The sequence below is a fragment of the Dictyoglomus sp. DH genome (genome assembly GCF_055181375.1).
In genome coordinates, this window is the sequence record NZ_CM143706.1 from 555,121 (window position 1) to 570,615 (window position 15,495).

General features: G+C 31.6%; 12 protein-coding genes. 10 read left to right on the forward strand and 2 right to left on the reverse strand.

From position 1 onward, the window contains the following. Positions 1-3 precede the first annotated feature (3 nt). Genes ACY3JJ_RS02590 through ACY3JJ_RS02630 form a run of 9 tightly spaced genes read left to right on the forward strand, consistent with a single transcriptional unit; the run spans position 4 to position 11,517 of the window. Positions 4-1,923: a chemotaxis protein CheA gene (locus ACY3JJ_RS02590; protein ID WP_463092240.1), complete on the forward strand. Its 1,920-nt coding sequence runs from the start codon at positions 4-6 to the stop codon at positions 1,921-1,923. Continuing rightward, positions 1,907-2,374: a chemotaxis protein CheW gene (locus ACY3JJ_RS02595; RefSeq protein ID WP_463092241.1), complete on the forward strand. Its 468-nt coding sequence runs from the start codon at positions 1,907-1,909 to the stop codon at positions 2,372-2,374. Before ACY3JJ_RS02590 ends, ACY3JJ_RS02595 begins: the two co-directional genes overlap by 17 nt. Further along, the gene (locus tag ACY3JJ_RS02600) at positions 2,355-4,214 is read left to right on the forward strand and encodes a methyl-accepting chemotaxis protein (RefSeq protein WP_463092242.1); all 1,860 of its coding nucleotides are present in this window, start codon (positions 2,355-2,357) and stop codon (positions 4,212-4,214) included. The genes ACY3JJ_RS02595 and ACY3JJ_RS02600 overlap by 20 nt, the downstream gene beginning before the upstream one ends. Beyond that, a complete protein-coding gene (locus ACY3JJ_RS02605; protein ID WP_463092243.1) occupies positions 4,204-6,918 on the forward strand; it encodes a HEAT repeat domain-containing protein in 2,715 nt (904 codons plus the stop codon). Before ACY3JJ_RS02600 ends, ACY3JJ_RS02605 begins: the two co-directional genes overlap by 11 nt. Next, complete coding sequence (locus ACY3JJ_RS02610) at positions 6,915-7,751, forward strand: CheR family methyltransferase (protein ID WP_463092244.1); 837 nt, start codon at positions 6,915-6,917, stop codon at positions 7,749-7,751. Before ACY3JJ_RS02605 ends, ACY3JJ_RS02610 begins: the two co-directional genes overlap by 4 nt. After that, entirely contained in the window at positions 7,738-8,826 is a 1,089-nt protein-coding gene (locus tag ACY3JJ_RS02615) for a protein-glutamate methylesterase/protein-glutamine glutaminase (RefSeq protein WP_463092245.1), read from the forward strand. Before ACY3JJ_RS02610 ends, ACY3JJ_RS02615 begins: the two co-directional genes overlap by 14 nt. Continuing rightward, a complete protein-coding gene (locus ACY3JJ_RS02620; RefSeq protein WP_463092246.1) occupies positions 8,807-9,163 on the forward strand; it encodes a response regulator in 357 nt (118 codons plus the stop codon). The genes ACY3JJ_RS02615 and ACY3JJ_RS02620 overlap by 20 nt, the downstream gene beginning before the upstream one ends. Positions 9,164-9,166: 3 nt before the next feature. Beyond that, positions 9,167-9,769, forward strand: coding sequence for a chemotaxis protein CheC (locus tag ACY3JJ_RS02625; RefSeq protein WP_463092247.1), 603 nt, complete (start codon positions 9,167-9,169; stop codon positions 9,767-9,769). 2 nt (positions 9,770-9,771) lie between these two features. Next, positions 9,772-11,517 carry a diguanylate cyclase gene (locus tag ACY3JJ_RS02630; RefSeq protein ID WP_463092248.1) on the forward strand — a complete coding sequence of 582 codons (1,746 nt, stop codon included), beginning with the start codon at positions 9,772-9,774 and terminating at the stop codon, positions 11,515-11,517. Between the two features lie 44 nt (positions 11,518-11,561). Here ACY3JJ_RS02630 and ACY3JJ_RS02635 read toward each other — a convergent pair whose 3' ends face one another. Next, positions 11,562-13,130, reverse strand: coding sequence for an FMN-binding glutamate synthase family protein (locus tag ACY3JJ_RS02635; protein WP_463083252.1), 1,569 nt, complete (start codon positions 13,128-13,130; stop codon positions 11,562-11,564). A 145-nt stretch (positions 13,131-13,275) separates the two neighbouring features. After that, positions 13,276-15,102 (reverse strand): esterase-like activity of phytase family protein, encoded by a 1,827-nt coding sequence (locus ACY3JJ_RS02640; protein WP_463092249.1) that lies wholly within the window; start codon positions 15,100-15,102, stop codon positions 13,276-13,278. Between the two features lie 232 nt (positions 15,103-15,334). Here ACY3JJ_RS02640 and ACY3JJ_RS02645 point away from each other — a divergent pair, with 232 nt between their 5' ends. Further along, positions 15,335-15,493, forward strand: coding sequence for a hypothetical protein (locus ACY3JJ_RS02645; RefSeq protein ID WP_463092250.1), 159 nt, complete (start codon positions 15,335-15,337; stop codon positions 15,491-15,493). Positions 15,494-15,495 lie beyond the last annotated feature (2 nt).

Below are 15,495 nucleotides of genomic sequence, written 5' to 3' on the forward strand. Positions count from 1 at the left end.
TAGATGAAAGATGATAAGGAGTTTTTAGATTCTTTATTGCAAGATTATTTTGCTGAATGTGATGAACACCTATTATCAATAAAGAAAAATCTTATTGCTTTAGAAGATTATTTAGAGAAAGAAGTAATTAATGAGGAGATAATAAATGAGCTTTTTAGAAGTTTTCATACCATAAAAGGTCTTTCTGCCATGGTAGGTATATTGCAAGCTGAAAAATTATCACATCAATTGGAAAGTTATCTTAAATTGCTGAAGACTGGAAAAAAGAGTTTTAAAGAAGAAGATCTTTTATTACTTAGAGATGGTGTAAAGCTATTGGAAGAAGTCATTTTGTGCAAAAAGGAGAATAAAGAAATTCCTGATATAGAAGAGGCACTTTCCAAGTTAAAGGTACTTACTACTCATGATGAGACTTCTAAGAGAACTAAGGAAGAGGTAGAAAAGAAAAAAGAAGAAAGGGTATATAGAATTGTTTTTTATCCCTCTCAAGGACTATCTGAAAAAGGTATAAATGTAGAATTTTTGAGAAAAAATCTTCAAGAGAGGACAAAATTACTTAAAGCCATACCACAAGTGGATAAGGATAAAAGGATATATTTTGAGTTTTTGTTCTCTTGTGATGATGAATCAAATTTAGAATTTCTTAAAGAGTTGAATATTCAATATTATCCTGAAGAAGAAAAAGGAAGATTAGAAGAAAAAGTAAAATCTGTTCCAATTACTCTTTCACCTACCACATTTATAAGAGTGGATCTTTCTAAGTTAGATGAACTTATGAGGATTGTAGGTGAATTGGTAATTACAAAGTCAAGATTACAGGAAGATTTTAAAGAAATAGAATCGGTAGTTTCACCAATAATGCAAAGTAGACTTTCTGAGACCATAAGACTTTTAGATAAGAATTTAAGAAATTTAAGAGAAAGTCTTATGAAAGTCAGATTAGTACCCATAGGAGAAGCTTTTGAAAGAATGCAGTTTGTTATAAGAGATCTTATTAGAGAGAGCAAGAAAAAGATAAATCTACATATATTAGGAAAAGAAACAGAACTTGACAAGTATATTGTGGAAAGATTAATAGATCCTCTTTTACATCTGGTGAGGAATGCTGTAAGTCATGGAATTGAGGAAGAGAAAGATAGATTAGAAAAGGGTAAAGATCCTTATGGGAATATATATTTAAGAGCTTATACTTCTGGAGATAATGTGATTATTGAGGTAGAAGACGACGGTAAAGGAATAGATAGAGATAGAGTAGCGGATAAGGCGTTAGAGCTTGGAATGATAAGGAGTAGAGATGAATTAAATTCGGAGGAAAAGGTGTTAGAAATTATATGTTCTCCAGATTTTTCCATACGTGATTTGGCAGATAGAGAAAGCGGAAGAGGGGTAGGTATGTCTGTAGTGAAAAATACCATACAAGAATTAGGGGGAAATCTTTACCTGAGTAGTGAAAAAGATAAAGGTACAAAATTTGTTTTAAAACTTCCGTTAACTCTTGCTATTTTAGATTCAGTATTGGTAGAGGTAGGGAGTGAAAGGTATGCTATTCCTCAATCCTATATAAAGGAGATTATAGAAGTAAAAAATGAAGATATCATAAGATTTAGAGGGATAAAAATGATTCCTTATAGGGAAAAAAGTATTCCTGTATTTTTCATTTCTGAGATTTTTAATCTTCCAACCGAGATTAAAGAAAAATATCATCTTCTTATTGTAACGAAAGAAAGTCAAGATATTGGAATAGGGGTTGATAAAGTAATAAGTGTAAAAGAAGCAGTAATAAGACCTATTACTGATCCTTTTATACTTAAAAATTCTGCTATTATGGGGGGTACAGACTTTGGAGATGGAAAGGTTGTACTGATTTTAAATATAGATGGACTTCTAAAGGGAAGGAGTGAAAAAAGTGTTTTACAATATTGATGAAGAAAATTCTTATGTGATTTTTAAAATAGGTGAGACCTTTTATGGTATAAAAAGTAAGTATATTCAGCAGATAGAAATGGTAGAGAATGTTACTCTTGTACCTAACGCACCACCTTATGTTGATGGTGTTACCCTCTCTCGGGGAAAAGTAATACCAGTAATTAATTTAAGGGCAAGAATGGGCTTAGAGAGAATTCCATATGATATAAAAACCAGAATGATAGTTATTAAAATAGAAGATAGAGAGGTAGGTCTTATTGTAGATTCTGCTCGTGAATATATCTCTATACCATTAGATAAGATTCAAGAATCTTTTGAAAATATTTTTGGTATCTCAGAAAGATTTTTGGAAGGAATTGCAAATCTTGGAGATAGATTAATTTTAATATTGAATCTTAAAGAGATCTTAAAAGAAGGAGGTATGGGTGATGAAAAAGAGAAAAAGTGAGGCATTAGATTTAGATAAATTAGAAAAATTAACTCAAAATTTTGAGATCATATCGCAAGAATCTGAAAATATAAGCACTGCAACTGAAAATATTATATCTTCTATTAATGAGATTTCTGCTTCTATTGAGGAATTAAAAGAAAATTTTGAGAACTTTTCTTCTGCTGTTGAAGAGATATCAGCAAGTATAGAGGAGTTATCTAATTCAATCCAGAGTATAAATCAGATGTCCCAAGATATGGCAACATCTTCTCAGGAGATATCTACAAGTATTACAGAAATGTCCCAATCTATAAAAGTAGTTACAGCTGATGTGGACACTCTTGCCTCTGCAGTTACTGAAACAGCCTCATCTATAGAGGAAATATCTCGTTCTATTCAGCAAGTGGCTGATAATGCAAAGGAACTTTCTCAGGCAGCAGAGATAACAACGTCTTCTATAAATGAAATGGCAGCTTCTATTGAAGAGGTAACAGCTTCAGTGGAAAATTTATCTTCATCTGTAGAACAAATAGCAACTGCTATAGAAGAAATGGCAAGATCTATAGAGAATGTGGCAAAAAGTGCTGAAGATATAACTTCAGCAGTACAAAATAATGCCACAAGTGCTATACAGCTTGATAAGTCTATAAGATCGGTAGTAGATATTACAAAAAGAGCTGATGAAACCTCAAAGAGACTTGAAAGGGAGGCAAAAGAAGGTGGAATTACAATTGAGAAAGCTATTCAGGGTATCAATAAGATAAGAAATGTGATGGAACAAATATCTTCAGTAATTAAGGAAATGGGTAAAAGGGTAGGTGAAATTACTGAAATAGTAGATACTATAGATCTTATAGCTGAGAGGACAAATCTTCTCTCTTTGAATGCTTCCATAGAAGCAGCAAGGGCTGGAGAGGCAGGAAGAGGTTTTGCTGTGGTAGCTGAAGAGATAAGAAATTTGGCAGAAAGAGCGACAAAAGCTACTTCTGATATTGGAAAGATTATAAGAAACTTGCAAGAAGTGGCAGAAGATGCTGTTTCAGCTTCTAAGGAAGGACTAAGAGTAGTAGAAGAAAGCACAAGTCTTTCAGAAGAAGGAGCTAATGCTTTGAGGAGAATTCTTTCTGGAATAGAGGAGACAACTCTTATGATTTCTCAGATAGCAAGAGCCAGTGAGGAGCAGTTGGTGGCAGGTCAAAATATGGTTAATACTGTAAATATTACCTCTAAACAATCAGAAGAGATTGCAAAGGCAACCTCAGAACAAACTAAAACAGCCCATTCTATAGTACAAAATATAAACAATATTAGAAAAATAACAAAACAAATAACTGAGGCTATGCAGGAACAATCAAAAACTGCTAGGGAGATATTAAGATCAGGACAGACAACGTCAAGACTTGCAAGCTTAGTACAAAAGGCTACAGAGGAACAGGCAAAAGGGGCTGACCAGATTGTACAAGCAGTGGATTCGATGAGGAAAACCTCTTTAAACACTGCAAGAGCTATGCAAGAACAGTCTATTGCCAGTGACCAAATAGCTAAAGAAACGGAAAGATTAAGTAAATTAATTAATAGTATAAGTAAGGCTATATCTGAGCAAGCTGTTGCATCATCTCAGATTGTAAAGGCTATAGATATGGTAAGGAAGCAATTTGATAGTGTGAAGAAAGGTATGAGTGAGCAGGTTATGGCTAATAAAAATATACTTGAAAATGTTACTAAAATAGTAAGACAAATAAAGGAAATATCAGAAGCTAATAAGAGGAATATTGGTAATTTAGAAGTTTTATCGAAGAATTTATATAAGATACAAGAAGGTATAGATGGTATGGAGGAAAAAGAAAATGGAGGATAAAGAAAATTATGGAATTCTTACTACTGATAGAAATCTTATAATTACTTACTGGAATAGTTGGTTAGAAGAGAAAACAAAAATTCCAAGAGAAGATATAGTAGGGAAATTAATCACTGAGATATATCCTGATTTAATAGATAGAGGTATCACTGAAATCTTTGAAGAAGTACTTCAAAATGATGTGATAAGAATTCTATCTACAAAATTTCATAAGTATCTTATACCTATTGATCTATCCTATTCTTCGAAATATTTTGATAAAATGAGACAAAGAGCTACTATTGCCCCGCTAAAGACAGAGAAAGAGGTTGTAGGTTTGATAATAACTATTGAAGATGTTACTCAGATTTTAGAAGAAGAAATGTATTTGAAAGAAAAACTTAAAAGCTCTGATGAAAAGGAGAGAATTTTGGCTTTAAAGAAGTTAAGTCAAATGGAAGATGAAGGAATAGTAGAAGCTATTAATGATGAAAGTTGGAAAGTAAGAAAGATTGCGGTGGAAGAGATAAAGAAAAAAAGTGGAAAATTTGCTTATGAACTTTTAAAGAAAATGAAAGAAGAACACCAAAATTTGAGTGTATTGAATAGTGTGATTCAAATTCTATCCTCCACTACTGATATAGATATTTTATATGCCCTATCTCAAATGTTGAAGGATGAAGATCCAGATTTAAGACTCTATACGGTTCAAATACTCTCAAATATTAATTTTAAAGAAGCAGAAGATCTTTTGATATCTGCCCTTTCAGATAATAATTCTAATGTGGTGTTTTCAGCTATAGAAGGATTGGGTAGTAAGAAGTCACAAAAAGCAGTACCTTATCTTTTGAAATTTCTTGAAAGTAAAGACTATTATTTAGGAGTAGCGGTTTTAAATGCCTTAAAAGAAATAAATGATCCAGCTATAATTGAGAAAATATATCACTATTTTGAAGATGAACTCTTTAAACCTCATGTAATAGAGATTTTAGGAGAATTAGGAGATGAAAATTCAGTAAAAATACTTGTAAATCATTTAAATCAATCTCCTGAATATGTAGAAGATATTTTAGATGCCTTAGGAAAAATATATAGAAGATATGAGAACATATACAAAGAGGGTGAATATATTGCTAAAGAGATAAAGAACAATTTAAAGCCCCAAGGGTTAAAAAATGTTTTAGATTCTATTTTTAAGCTTAGAGAGGAAACTCTAAAAAACATCGTACCTATTCTTGCTTACCTTAAGGATCCTACTGTGGAAAGATATTTGATAGAGTTTATTGGAAATCCAAACGTGAGAAATGAAACTATTGAGGTGCTTATTAAGTATGGAAAAGAAATAGAGGATTTGCTTATAGAAAGGTTAAAGGATGAAGATATAGAGGTAAAGACCTTGGCTATTATATCCTTAGGAAGGATAGGGAGTAGAAAAGCGGTACCATATATATTAGAGCAATTAGAGGATGAGAAGCTCACAATTGTTTGTGCGGGAGCGTTGGCAAAAATAGGAGATAAAACAGCTTTTGAACCATTAATTAAGAAATTGGGACATCCTAATCCCTATATAAGACAGTCAATAATATCTGCCTTGAATTCTTTGGGGCATCCTGAAATGAGAGAAAGGGTAAAAGAACTCTTAGTAAGTAATAATTGTTATGAAAAGGAATCTGCTATAAAGATAATAGGATATTTTGGATATGAAGAGTGTAAAGACGACTTAATAAAACTTTTAGAGGATGATAATGAAGGGATAAGGAAAGCAGTATATGAGAATATAGTATTTTTTGATGATGAAAGAATTTTTGAGATTCTTAAAAGTGGTTTAGAAAAAGAGAAAAGAAAAATAAGGGAAGTGATAGCAAGATCTTTAATATATATAGAAAAAGAAAAAGCATTACCATTAATAGAGATAGCATTAAGAGATTCCTCTCCTTGGGTAAGGTATTATGCAGTAAAATCCTTAGTTTTCCATAATCCTCCTTATATCATTGATTTGCTTGAAGATTTATTACGCAGAGAGGAGTCGGAGCTAGTAAAGGCTGTTATTATTGAATCCTTAGGAAAGATGGGAAATAAAAGAGCGATTCCTTTAATCCAAAAATTTTTAGACTCTGATAACAAAGACTTAATATTAAATTCCATATCTGCTCTTGGTAACATAGATCATCCTGAGACCATACCTTTGCTTTTGAAATTTCTTAACTCCAGAGATAAAGATTTAAAAAAAGAAGCAATAAGAGCGTTAAAAAATAAGAAAAATCCTATAGTGATACAAAATATACTTTGGTGCACTATAACAGAAAATGATAAGGATATAATAAAAGAAGCTCTTTTGGCCTTTTTACAAATGGGTATCTTAGAAAGTTATAGGGCTATATTGTCTCTCAGTTTATATACTGATAAGCGAGATATGGCTATTGATACTCTTTCTCAAATACCTTTAGAAGAAATCCCAAATTTATTGAAAGCATGTAACAATATAACAAAAATAGAAAAGAAAGCTTTGATTCTTGCTTTAGAGAGAAAAAGGAAAGGGGTTACAAAATATATTGCTCAATTTTTAAAAGACGATGATAGGGATGTAAAAATTCAAGCTATATTTTCTTTACACAATTTGGGTTCAATAGAAGAATATAAAATCCTTAAGGACTTCTTGTTAGAAGAGAAGGATTCTGAAATTATACAAATTGTAAAAAATATATTAGAAGGTAGGGAAATATGATTTTCTATCAAGAGACTTTAGATTTTCCAGGAAATTCTTTTTCTCTTCTCAGAGATTTAATCAAAGATAAAATTGGAATATATTACGATGATTCGAAGAAAGATATTTTAGCAGATAAACTTACTCCCCTTGCTTTAGAAAGGAATTTTACTAACTTCGTTGATTATTACTATTTCTTAAAATATGACCCTGAGGGAAAAGAGGAATGGGATAAAATAGCTGATGCTCTTTCTGTGCAAGAAACCTATTTCTTCAGAGAATATGAGCATTTAAAAGCTTTATCTGAACATATTATTCCTGACCTTTATGAAAAAGGAGAAAGATATGTGAGGATATGGAGTAGTGCATGTGCTACGGGAGAGGAACCATTGTCTATAGCTATTGTTTTAAATGAAAAGGGTTGGTTTGATAAGATGCGAATAGAAATATTTGCAAGCGATATAAGTAATTCTGCTTTAGAAAAGGCTAAAAAAGGAATTTATAAAGAAAGGTCTTTTAGAAATTTTCCAAATGATTTAATTGATAAATATTTTATAAAAGTAGAAAATGGGTATAAAATAATACCAGATATACATAAAAAGGTTATATGGAAAAAAGCAAATTTGGTAAGTGAGCAAGAGATAGTGGATTTATCGAAGTCAAAGATTATTTTTTGTAAAAATGTTTTTATATATTTTTCTGATGACATAATACGGAAAGTTATAAGGATATTTGAAGAGAATATGGAAAATCCTGGTTATCTCTTTATTGGATTATCAGAGTCCTTGCTTAGATTTTCCCATTCCTTTGATTTACAAATTATTGGAGGTGCTTTTGTATATGTCAAAAAATAATCCAGATAGAATAATCCGAGTACTGGTTGTAGATGATTCTGCTTTTGTAAGAAAAGTATTAGCTAATATTCTCTCTAAAAGTCCTTTCATTGAGGTAGTAGGGACTGCTAAGGATGGAGAAGAAGCTCTTGAAAAGGTGGAAGAATTAAAACCTGATGTAGTAACCTTGGACCTTATTATGCCAGGACTTGACGGTATTGGCTTCTTAAAGGAACAAATGAAAAGAAGACCTCTTCCTGTTGTAATAGTAAGTATAGCAAGTGAGACAGGAGATTTAGCTATTGAGGCTCTTAATTTGGGTGCAGTAGATATTATACAGAAACCCACTGCATTAGCCTCTGAAAAGATCTACGAGATATCCAATGAGCTTATAGAAAAAGTGAAGAATGCAAGTATGATATCTCTTGAAAAAGTCAAAAAAGTTATCAGCTCACCCACACCTAAATTAGAGATTAAAAAGGAAATTAAAAAGACCAGAGTAGATGTTGTGGTTATCGGAATCTCTACCGGAGGCCCACAGGCTTTGAGGTATTTAATACCAAAATTTCCAAAGGATTTTCCAGTTCCAATAGCTATTGTTATTCATATGCCAATAGGATATACAGAAATTTTTGCAGAAAAATTAAATGAAATATCTGAATTAGAGGTAAAAGAAGCAGAAGATGGTGATATCTTACAGGGAGGAAAGGTGTATATTGCACCTGCAGGTAAACATATGCTCTTTGAAAAAAGGGATGATAAGGTTTTTGTGAGACTGGATTTAAAACCTTTAGATACTCTTCATAGACCTTCAGCAGATGTTTTGTTTAAATCTGCAGGGGAAATATTTGGTAGTAGAGCTCTTGGTATTATAATGACAGGTATGGGAAATGATGGACTCTTAGGGGTAGAAGTAATAAAATCAAAGGGGGGAATTGTATTTACCGAATCTGAGGAAACATGTATAATTTACGGCATGCCAAGAGCTGTCGAAGAGAGAGGATTAAGTGATAAAAGTATTCCTCTTTATAATATGGCGGAAGAGATAATAAATTTTGTTATGGGGGGAAGCAATAATGAAAATTCTTCTTATTGATGATTCAAGTCTTGCAAGAAGGATTTTGAAAAGAGTATTAGAAAAGGAAAATCATGAAATAATTGAGGCAGGAAGTGGTATAGAGGGGTTGGAAAAATTTTATCTTGAGAAACCTGATGTGGTATTTTTGGATCTTACTATGGAGGGATTAAATGGGTTTGAGGTTCTTGAAAAAATTAAGGAGATAGATAACTCTGCGAAGGTTATAATAGTTTCAGCTGATATACAAAGACAAACGAAAGAGCTTGCCACGCAAAAAGGGGCTACTGCTTTTTTAAATAAGCCAGTTGTTGAGGAAGAGGTTTTAAACATTCTTAAGAAAATTTCGGGAGGATAAGATATGATCTTAAATGAGAATCAAAAAGATGCTCTTTCCGAGCTTATTAATATTGCTTTCTCAAGAGCTGCAGCCTCCTTATCAGAGATTACAGGAGACAGAGTTTTATTGGAACCACCTAAGGTAGATATAGTTCCTATTGGTGAATTGCAGGGTGGGCTCATGAAAGAGATTAATGGCGATGTGACTACAGTGCACCAGATATTCTCAGGACCTGTAGCAGGAGATGCACTTCTTCTTCTAGACTATCAGGGTGCTGTAAAACTTACGAATCTATTATCTGGAGAAGATTTGGAAGTTGATTATTTGACCCCATCTTTAAAAGAAGTATTAATGGAGGTAGGAAATATTCTACTTAATGCATGTCTTGGAATGTTTGGAAACTTATTGCAGCTTCATATTACCTTTTCTGTTCCTAAAATCCATTTGGAATCTCTCAATGTGATGCTTGACACTCTTGTAATATCTCAAGAGGAGTTAAAATATGCTTTAATAGCTATAACTCAGTTTAAGGTGAGAGATAGTAGTATAAAGGGATATTTGGTAATAATCTTGGGAGTCTCTTCCTTAGAAAGACTTTTGGAAAGCCTTGAAAAGATTGGATAAATATGAAGGAACTTTTTCTTAGTAGTCTCACTACATGGCTTGAAGAATACAGTATATGGGGTATCTTCATTACAGATACCAATTTTAAAGTTATATTTTGGAATAAGTGGCTTGAAGTAAATACAGGAATAAAAAAAGAAAATATCATTGGCCAGAATATTTTTGAGGTAGTTCCCCAGATTAAAAGATTTGAAAATTATTTCCAACAAGTTTTACAGGGAAACTCTGTTATTCTTTCTCAAAGATTTCATAAATACCTTATACCTATTGAAATAAAGGATGAAGAATATAAATATATGCAACAAACTGTACAGATGTTTCCTCTTTTAGAGGGAAATGTAGAAAAAGGCATAATAGCGATAATTGAAGATGTAACAGATAGGGTAAAAAGGGAAGAAAATTACAAAAAGCAAATAAGAAGTTTAAAGATCTTAAATGATATTCAAAAATCTATTTTTACATTAAATAGGGAAGAATTATTAGATAAACTTTTTGAAGGAGCTATAAAAATAAGTAATGCTCCCTTTGTTTATCTTTTTTTGATAAAAGATGGTAATTTTCTTCTGAAAAGATCTACAAAAAGTGTATTAGATTATTCAAAAGACTTAGAAAGTCTTTCTTGTATTTTAAAAAGAGTTGTTAGTGAAAGAAGAACTATTTATATACCTTATACTGAGGAAACAGATATAAAATGTGTTAATCCAGTAGCAAATACTGTTTTAGCTATTCCTATATTAGGTAAGGAGAATATATTAGGTATATTAGTTTTAGAGTCTCTTGAAAGGAATTCTTTTAAACAGGATGATATTCTCAATTTAGAAACACTTACTATGCAATCTGCTATAATCTTTGAGAATATTGAGCTATTGGAATCATTAAGGGAATCTGAGACCAGGTATAGAGTCTTAGCTGAACAATCACTTACTGGGGTTTCTTTGTTACAAGATAATAAATTCATATACACTAATTCAAGGTTTGTTGAGATCCTTGGTTACCCACCAAGACTTGAAACTCTAAATGATTTTACAAAATATGTTTATGAAGAAGACAAAAATAGATTTTTGGAAAGGTATAATCAGATATTAGGAAATACTTTTGAATATATAATAGATGAAATTAGAATAAGAAAAATAAATAACGAAATAGCATATTTAGAGATCTCTATGGTTAATGTTTTTTATAAAGGTAAAAAATCAATACTCCTATCAATTCTTGATATAACTTATAGGAAGAAGTTAGAAGAAGAATTAAAGTTACTCTCTATAACCGATGCTCTAACGGGCCTATACAACCGACGTGGATTTATGACTCTGGCAGAGCATACCTTCTCTATAGCCAATAGACTAAATAAAAAGATAATTGTTATGTTTATTGATCTTGATCACATGAAAGAAATAAATGATAAATATGGACATCAGATGGGAGATCAAGCCCTTATTGATTTAGCTAATATTTTGAGAGAAACCCTTAGACAGAATGACCTTATAGCAAGGTTTGGTGGAGATGAATTTGTAATTATGGGTATTATAGGGGAAGAAAATCATAAAGAAATAGTTATTAAAAGGCTTTTAGAAAAGATAGAAGAATTCAATAGCAAGCAAGATAGACCCTATAAGATATCTATAAGTATAGGAATTGTGACCTATGATCCTAAGAATCCTGTTTCTTTAGAAGATCTTATTATGAAAGCTGACGAACTTATGTATGAGGAAAAAAGAAGAAAAAAAGAAGCTAAAAAAGTTAAATAAAAGGGGGTAGGGCGTGAAAATAGATCCCTACCCCTCTTAATTTCTTAATCGAATAAGATTTTCATACTTTCATCGTGATCAAGATCCATTACATAGGTTATACCTGTAACTTCCGCAGCTTCTTTTGTAAGAGCTACGATATCATCTCTTGAGATAAATTCAAGCTTAAATTTTCTTGCTCCTGCCATAAATTGTTTTAAGCCGACAGCTAATCTATCAAAATATCCATAAACTGCAAGGGCTGCTGGTGGAATCTTTTTCCAATCTTCTCCAAAGAGTTTTTTCATTTCTGCAACTGCTACAAAGATTTCTTCTACATCATTACCATACTCTGCATAATCTTTTGGTATGTTTCCACTCTTAATTAAGTTTCCAAGGGTTTTTCCTACCATAGCTGCAGTAAGGGTAGCTCTTCCCATAGCCACAAGCTTTACATATGGAGCTCCTAATGCAAGACCTTTAAAGATGTGATCTTCTAAGGTAAATCCACCAGCTATTGCTATTGCAGGTACATGTTTTCCTTTTTCTGCTAACATCTTTGCATATTTGTAGGTTAAAGCTTCCAAGTAGACAGTAGGAATACCCCATTCATTCATCATTCTCCATGGGCTCATTCCAGTTCCACCGCCAGCGCCATCTACAATTAGTAAATCTGCCTTACCTTCAGATGCTGCTCTCAAAGCAAGGGCAAGATCTTTTGGTCTATAAGCTCCTGTCTTTAATGATATATATTTGGCTCCTCTTTTTCTGAGTTCATCTGCTCTTTTTACAAACCCCTCTACTGATGCCATACCAAGTCTTGAATGTCTTTCAAACTCCTTAATTCCACCCTTTGCAAATAACTCTTGAATTACAGGATCATCTGGATCAGGGAAAACAATATATCCTCTATCTTTTAACTGTTTTGCTCTCTTAATGTCAGAGAGTTTTATTTCTCCTCCTATATCTTTTGCTCCTTGTCCCCATTTTATCTCTACAAATTCAATTCCTAAACTTTCAATCACATATTCCAATGTACCAAGTCTTGAATCTTCTACATTTTCTTGAACTATAACTCCACCATAACCATCTTTTTGCCATTCTTTAAATAATTTAATTCTTCTTTCCATTTCAGGAGATCTTACAACTTTTCCATTCTTGAATTCAGCATCTGGATCTACACCACATACATTTTCACCGACACCTACCATTGTACCGAAGAGGGCAGATCCAATAGCGACGCCTTCCCAGTTATCTCTTGCGATGAAGGTAGATCCGAGACCTGTAGTAAACCATGGACCTCTTAATTTAATGTTACCTATTTTTGTTTCTATGTCTACTGCAGGAAAAGTTGCTTTATCAGGATCTGGTTCTACTCCTTGAGCTCCGACACAAGTACCATTGATATTGAAGTGGGAAAAGTCTATTGGATAGTCTTTTTCAGAAGCTGATGTTACTTTTCCATAGGGTTTTGGATAAATATATTCTCTTCCTCTTACAGCTGATTTTGCTATTTCACAATAGCCAGGACATCCATCCAAACAGGTTACACACATTCCACTAAATGGAGAATAATCTTTTAGACGAAGGCGGGTCAAAGTGGCTTCTGAGAAATTAGGTTTAGAAAAGGACATAAATTATGCACCTCCCTAAGTAATTTTCAAAAATTAATTTTAGGAATTCTAACATTTATATAATTATATTGTCAATACTGATTTTTAAAACATACAAAGGAAAGCTATTGCCTTATATTATGTTTATATTTTTTGTATAAGGATTTTAAAATTCTTTTATTGGTTTAGTAAGTTTAACTATCCATAATCTTGATCTTTTATCTACAGGAGAACCTTTTGTTATAGTGTATTTAATACTATTTTTATCATAATCATTTCTCTCAATAGTTTTTATTATTGGTGAATTGTTTGTAAACTCTAATCTTAATTTAGCAGGATCTAAGTAAATCTTTTCTCCGTTTAGAGTACAAAAGGAGATAGCTGATATCCCAAAATCATTATCGTTAGTTATTGCAAATGTTTTTTCATCAATTACTGTTAAACCTTCTGCTTTTAAAGGGAAGCCATATTCTGCTAAATTTACGATTATTTTGGTTTTAGCAGGAGTTATATTTTCAATCTCTCTTAATTGTTGCTTACTTTCGTACATATCTTTAGTGATTTTGGTTGCACAAGAGATGTCTACTTTTACAATGTATACAACTTTATCTCTCTCAATTATCAAAAATTGACCGTCACCTAAGGATACAATATCACCTATTTTAACTTGATTTGGTTTAAATATATTTTCAAAAGGAATTGCATAAAGATTGACTTCATCAGTGTTAGGATCAAGTTCTACTAAACAGATATAACTATCATTTCCTTTTAAGGGGGTTTGCATTATTGCATAAACTAAACCTGTATTAGGATCTATCGTAATACCTTCAAATCCTCTATTAGGAATTCTATTTGTTAGCATATGGGGTAAATTTAGTCCTGGAGAATATTTTTTAATAATTTTCCCGGATGAATCTACTTTTAAAATAAAAGGCCCATACTCATCAGCTATCCAGAAATTGCCATCTTTATCAATAGCGATTCCTTCTGGATCAATACCGTTTGGATCAAAATCTAATAATTTACTTAGATCAATGCTTAAAGGTGCTTCAAGAGTAGAACCTATTTCTCCCGGAGGTATAGGTCTTCCAGAGGTATACTCTCCTTTTATATTCTTTATAGGAATGCTTTTTGTAATTTTAGCATGTTTGTCAGTAATCTCTATTTCTAATATTTGTGGTGTAAATTCTGGTACAGGAAAAACTACAGACTGAATGAAAGTATTATTAGTAGTTTTAACTGCAGGATCATTTTGTGTTCCACTTGGACCTGGGGTATTAGGGCCTCTATCGGTTAATGCATAGAATACGATTTTATCGTTATTGTAAGATTTTAAACAAAGTCCTGAACCAATGGAAATTGGAATATTATGTGTGTTTGTATCAATAGTGAATGGAATATCATAATCATTTGTGTTTACTATTTTTATATGAATCTCAGAAATAGGACTATCCGTGTATTTTACATTATATGTACCATAGATTTCAGACAAACTACTTAATAGATTTTCTAAAGCTATTTTTTGGTCTATAAGATCTATTTTTATATCCAATTTCTTAATTAAATCGTCTAAATCAGAATCATCGTTTATTTGAGTTTGTGTTATATTGTTAAATTTGTTTCTAAGCCATTCTGTTATTTGAATACCATTTGTAGGATCATTATCTTCATCTAATGAATAAAGGAGAATTGATGTTTTTATAGTTTTTATTGAGGGGTAATTATTTTTATCAATACTGTTTGGTATTAAGTCTAATAATGTTATATTGTCTTTTCCTATAGTCTCACCAATTATTAAGTTTCCAATTTTAAAAGTTATTTTTTCTCCTTGTATATATTTAAAATGTCCATATGTATCTGTGATGCCTTTTTGGGTTACAGACTCATATTCAATTCCAGATATATGGTTTAATGTTCCTATTAAGAAACTATTATTACAATAACCTGTTGAGGACAATAGAATTAATATAATGAGGATAAAAAGTTTTTTCATTTTAAATTACCTCCTTTAAGTTATTTTTATAGATAATTATCTTTATAGATAATTTAAAAGATGTTAAATTCTTTTGAAAAAGAGGTAAATAAGTGTTAAATAATGTTTAACAAGATTAAATTTAAACAATTCTTTAAATTTACTTAAAATAAATTTAATTAACTTTTAAATTTATATTAACACGGGTAAATTATAATATTACTCGAAAACAATGAAAAAGGAGGGATGTTAAATGAAAGCAATCCTTAAACAGGTTAATATAATTCCAACATTAAATGAGAGAGAAGTAAAGAGTATAAAGAAGGAAGAAAGAAATGTAAAAAATTTAGAAGTTGAGTATTCAATAATTGAATCTCCTGTAGTAAACTATTTAACAACAAGGATTGTATAGAG

Coding starts and splice junctions, on each gene's coding strand:
- ACY3JJ_RS02590 (WP_463092240.1), top strand. CDS start 4: ATGAAAGATGATAAGGAGTTTTTAGATTCTTTATTGCAAGATTATTTT.
- ACY3JJ_RS02600 (WP_463092242.1), top strand. CDS start 2,355: ATGAAAAAGAGAAAAAGTGAGGCATTAGATTTAGATAAATTAGAAAAA.
- ACY3JJ_RS02605 (WP_463092243.1), top strand. CDS start 4,204: ATGGAGGATAAAGAAAATTATGGAATTCTTACTACTGATAGAAATCTT.
- ACY3JJ_RS02610 (WP_463092244.1), top strand. CDS start 6,915: ATGATTTTCTATCAAGAGACTTTAGATTTTCCAGGAAATTCTTTTTCT.
- ACY3JJ_RS02615 (WP_463092245.1), top strand. CDS start 7,738: ATGTCAAAAAATAATCCAGATAGAATAATCCGAGTACTGGTTGTAGAT.
- ACY3JJ_RS02620 (WP_463092246.1), top strand. CDS start 8,807: ATGAAAATTCTTCTTATTGATGATTCAAGTCTTGCAAGAAGGATTTTG.
- ACY3JJ_RS02625 (WP_463092247.1), top strand. CDS start 9,167: ATGATCTTAAATGAGAATCAAAAAGATGCTCTTTCCGAGCTTATTAAT.
- ACY3JJ_RS02630 (WP_463092248.1), top strand. CDS start 9,772: ATGAAGGAACTTTTTCTTAGTAGTCTCACTACATGGCTTGAAGAATAC.
- ACY3JJ_RS02635 (WP_463083252.1), bottom strand. CDS start 13,130: ATGTCCTTTTCTAAACCTAATTTCTCAGAAGCCACTTTGACCCGCCTT.
- ACY3JJ_RS02640 (WP_463092249.1), bottom strand. CDS start 15,102: ATGAAAAAACTTTTTATCCTCATTATATTAATTCTATTGTCCTCAACA.
- ACY3JJ_RS02645 (WP_463092250.1), top strand. CDS start 15,335: ATGAAAGCAATCCTTAAACAGGTTAATATAATTCCAACATTAAATGAG.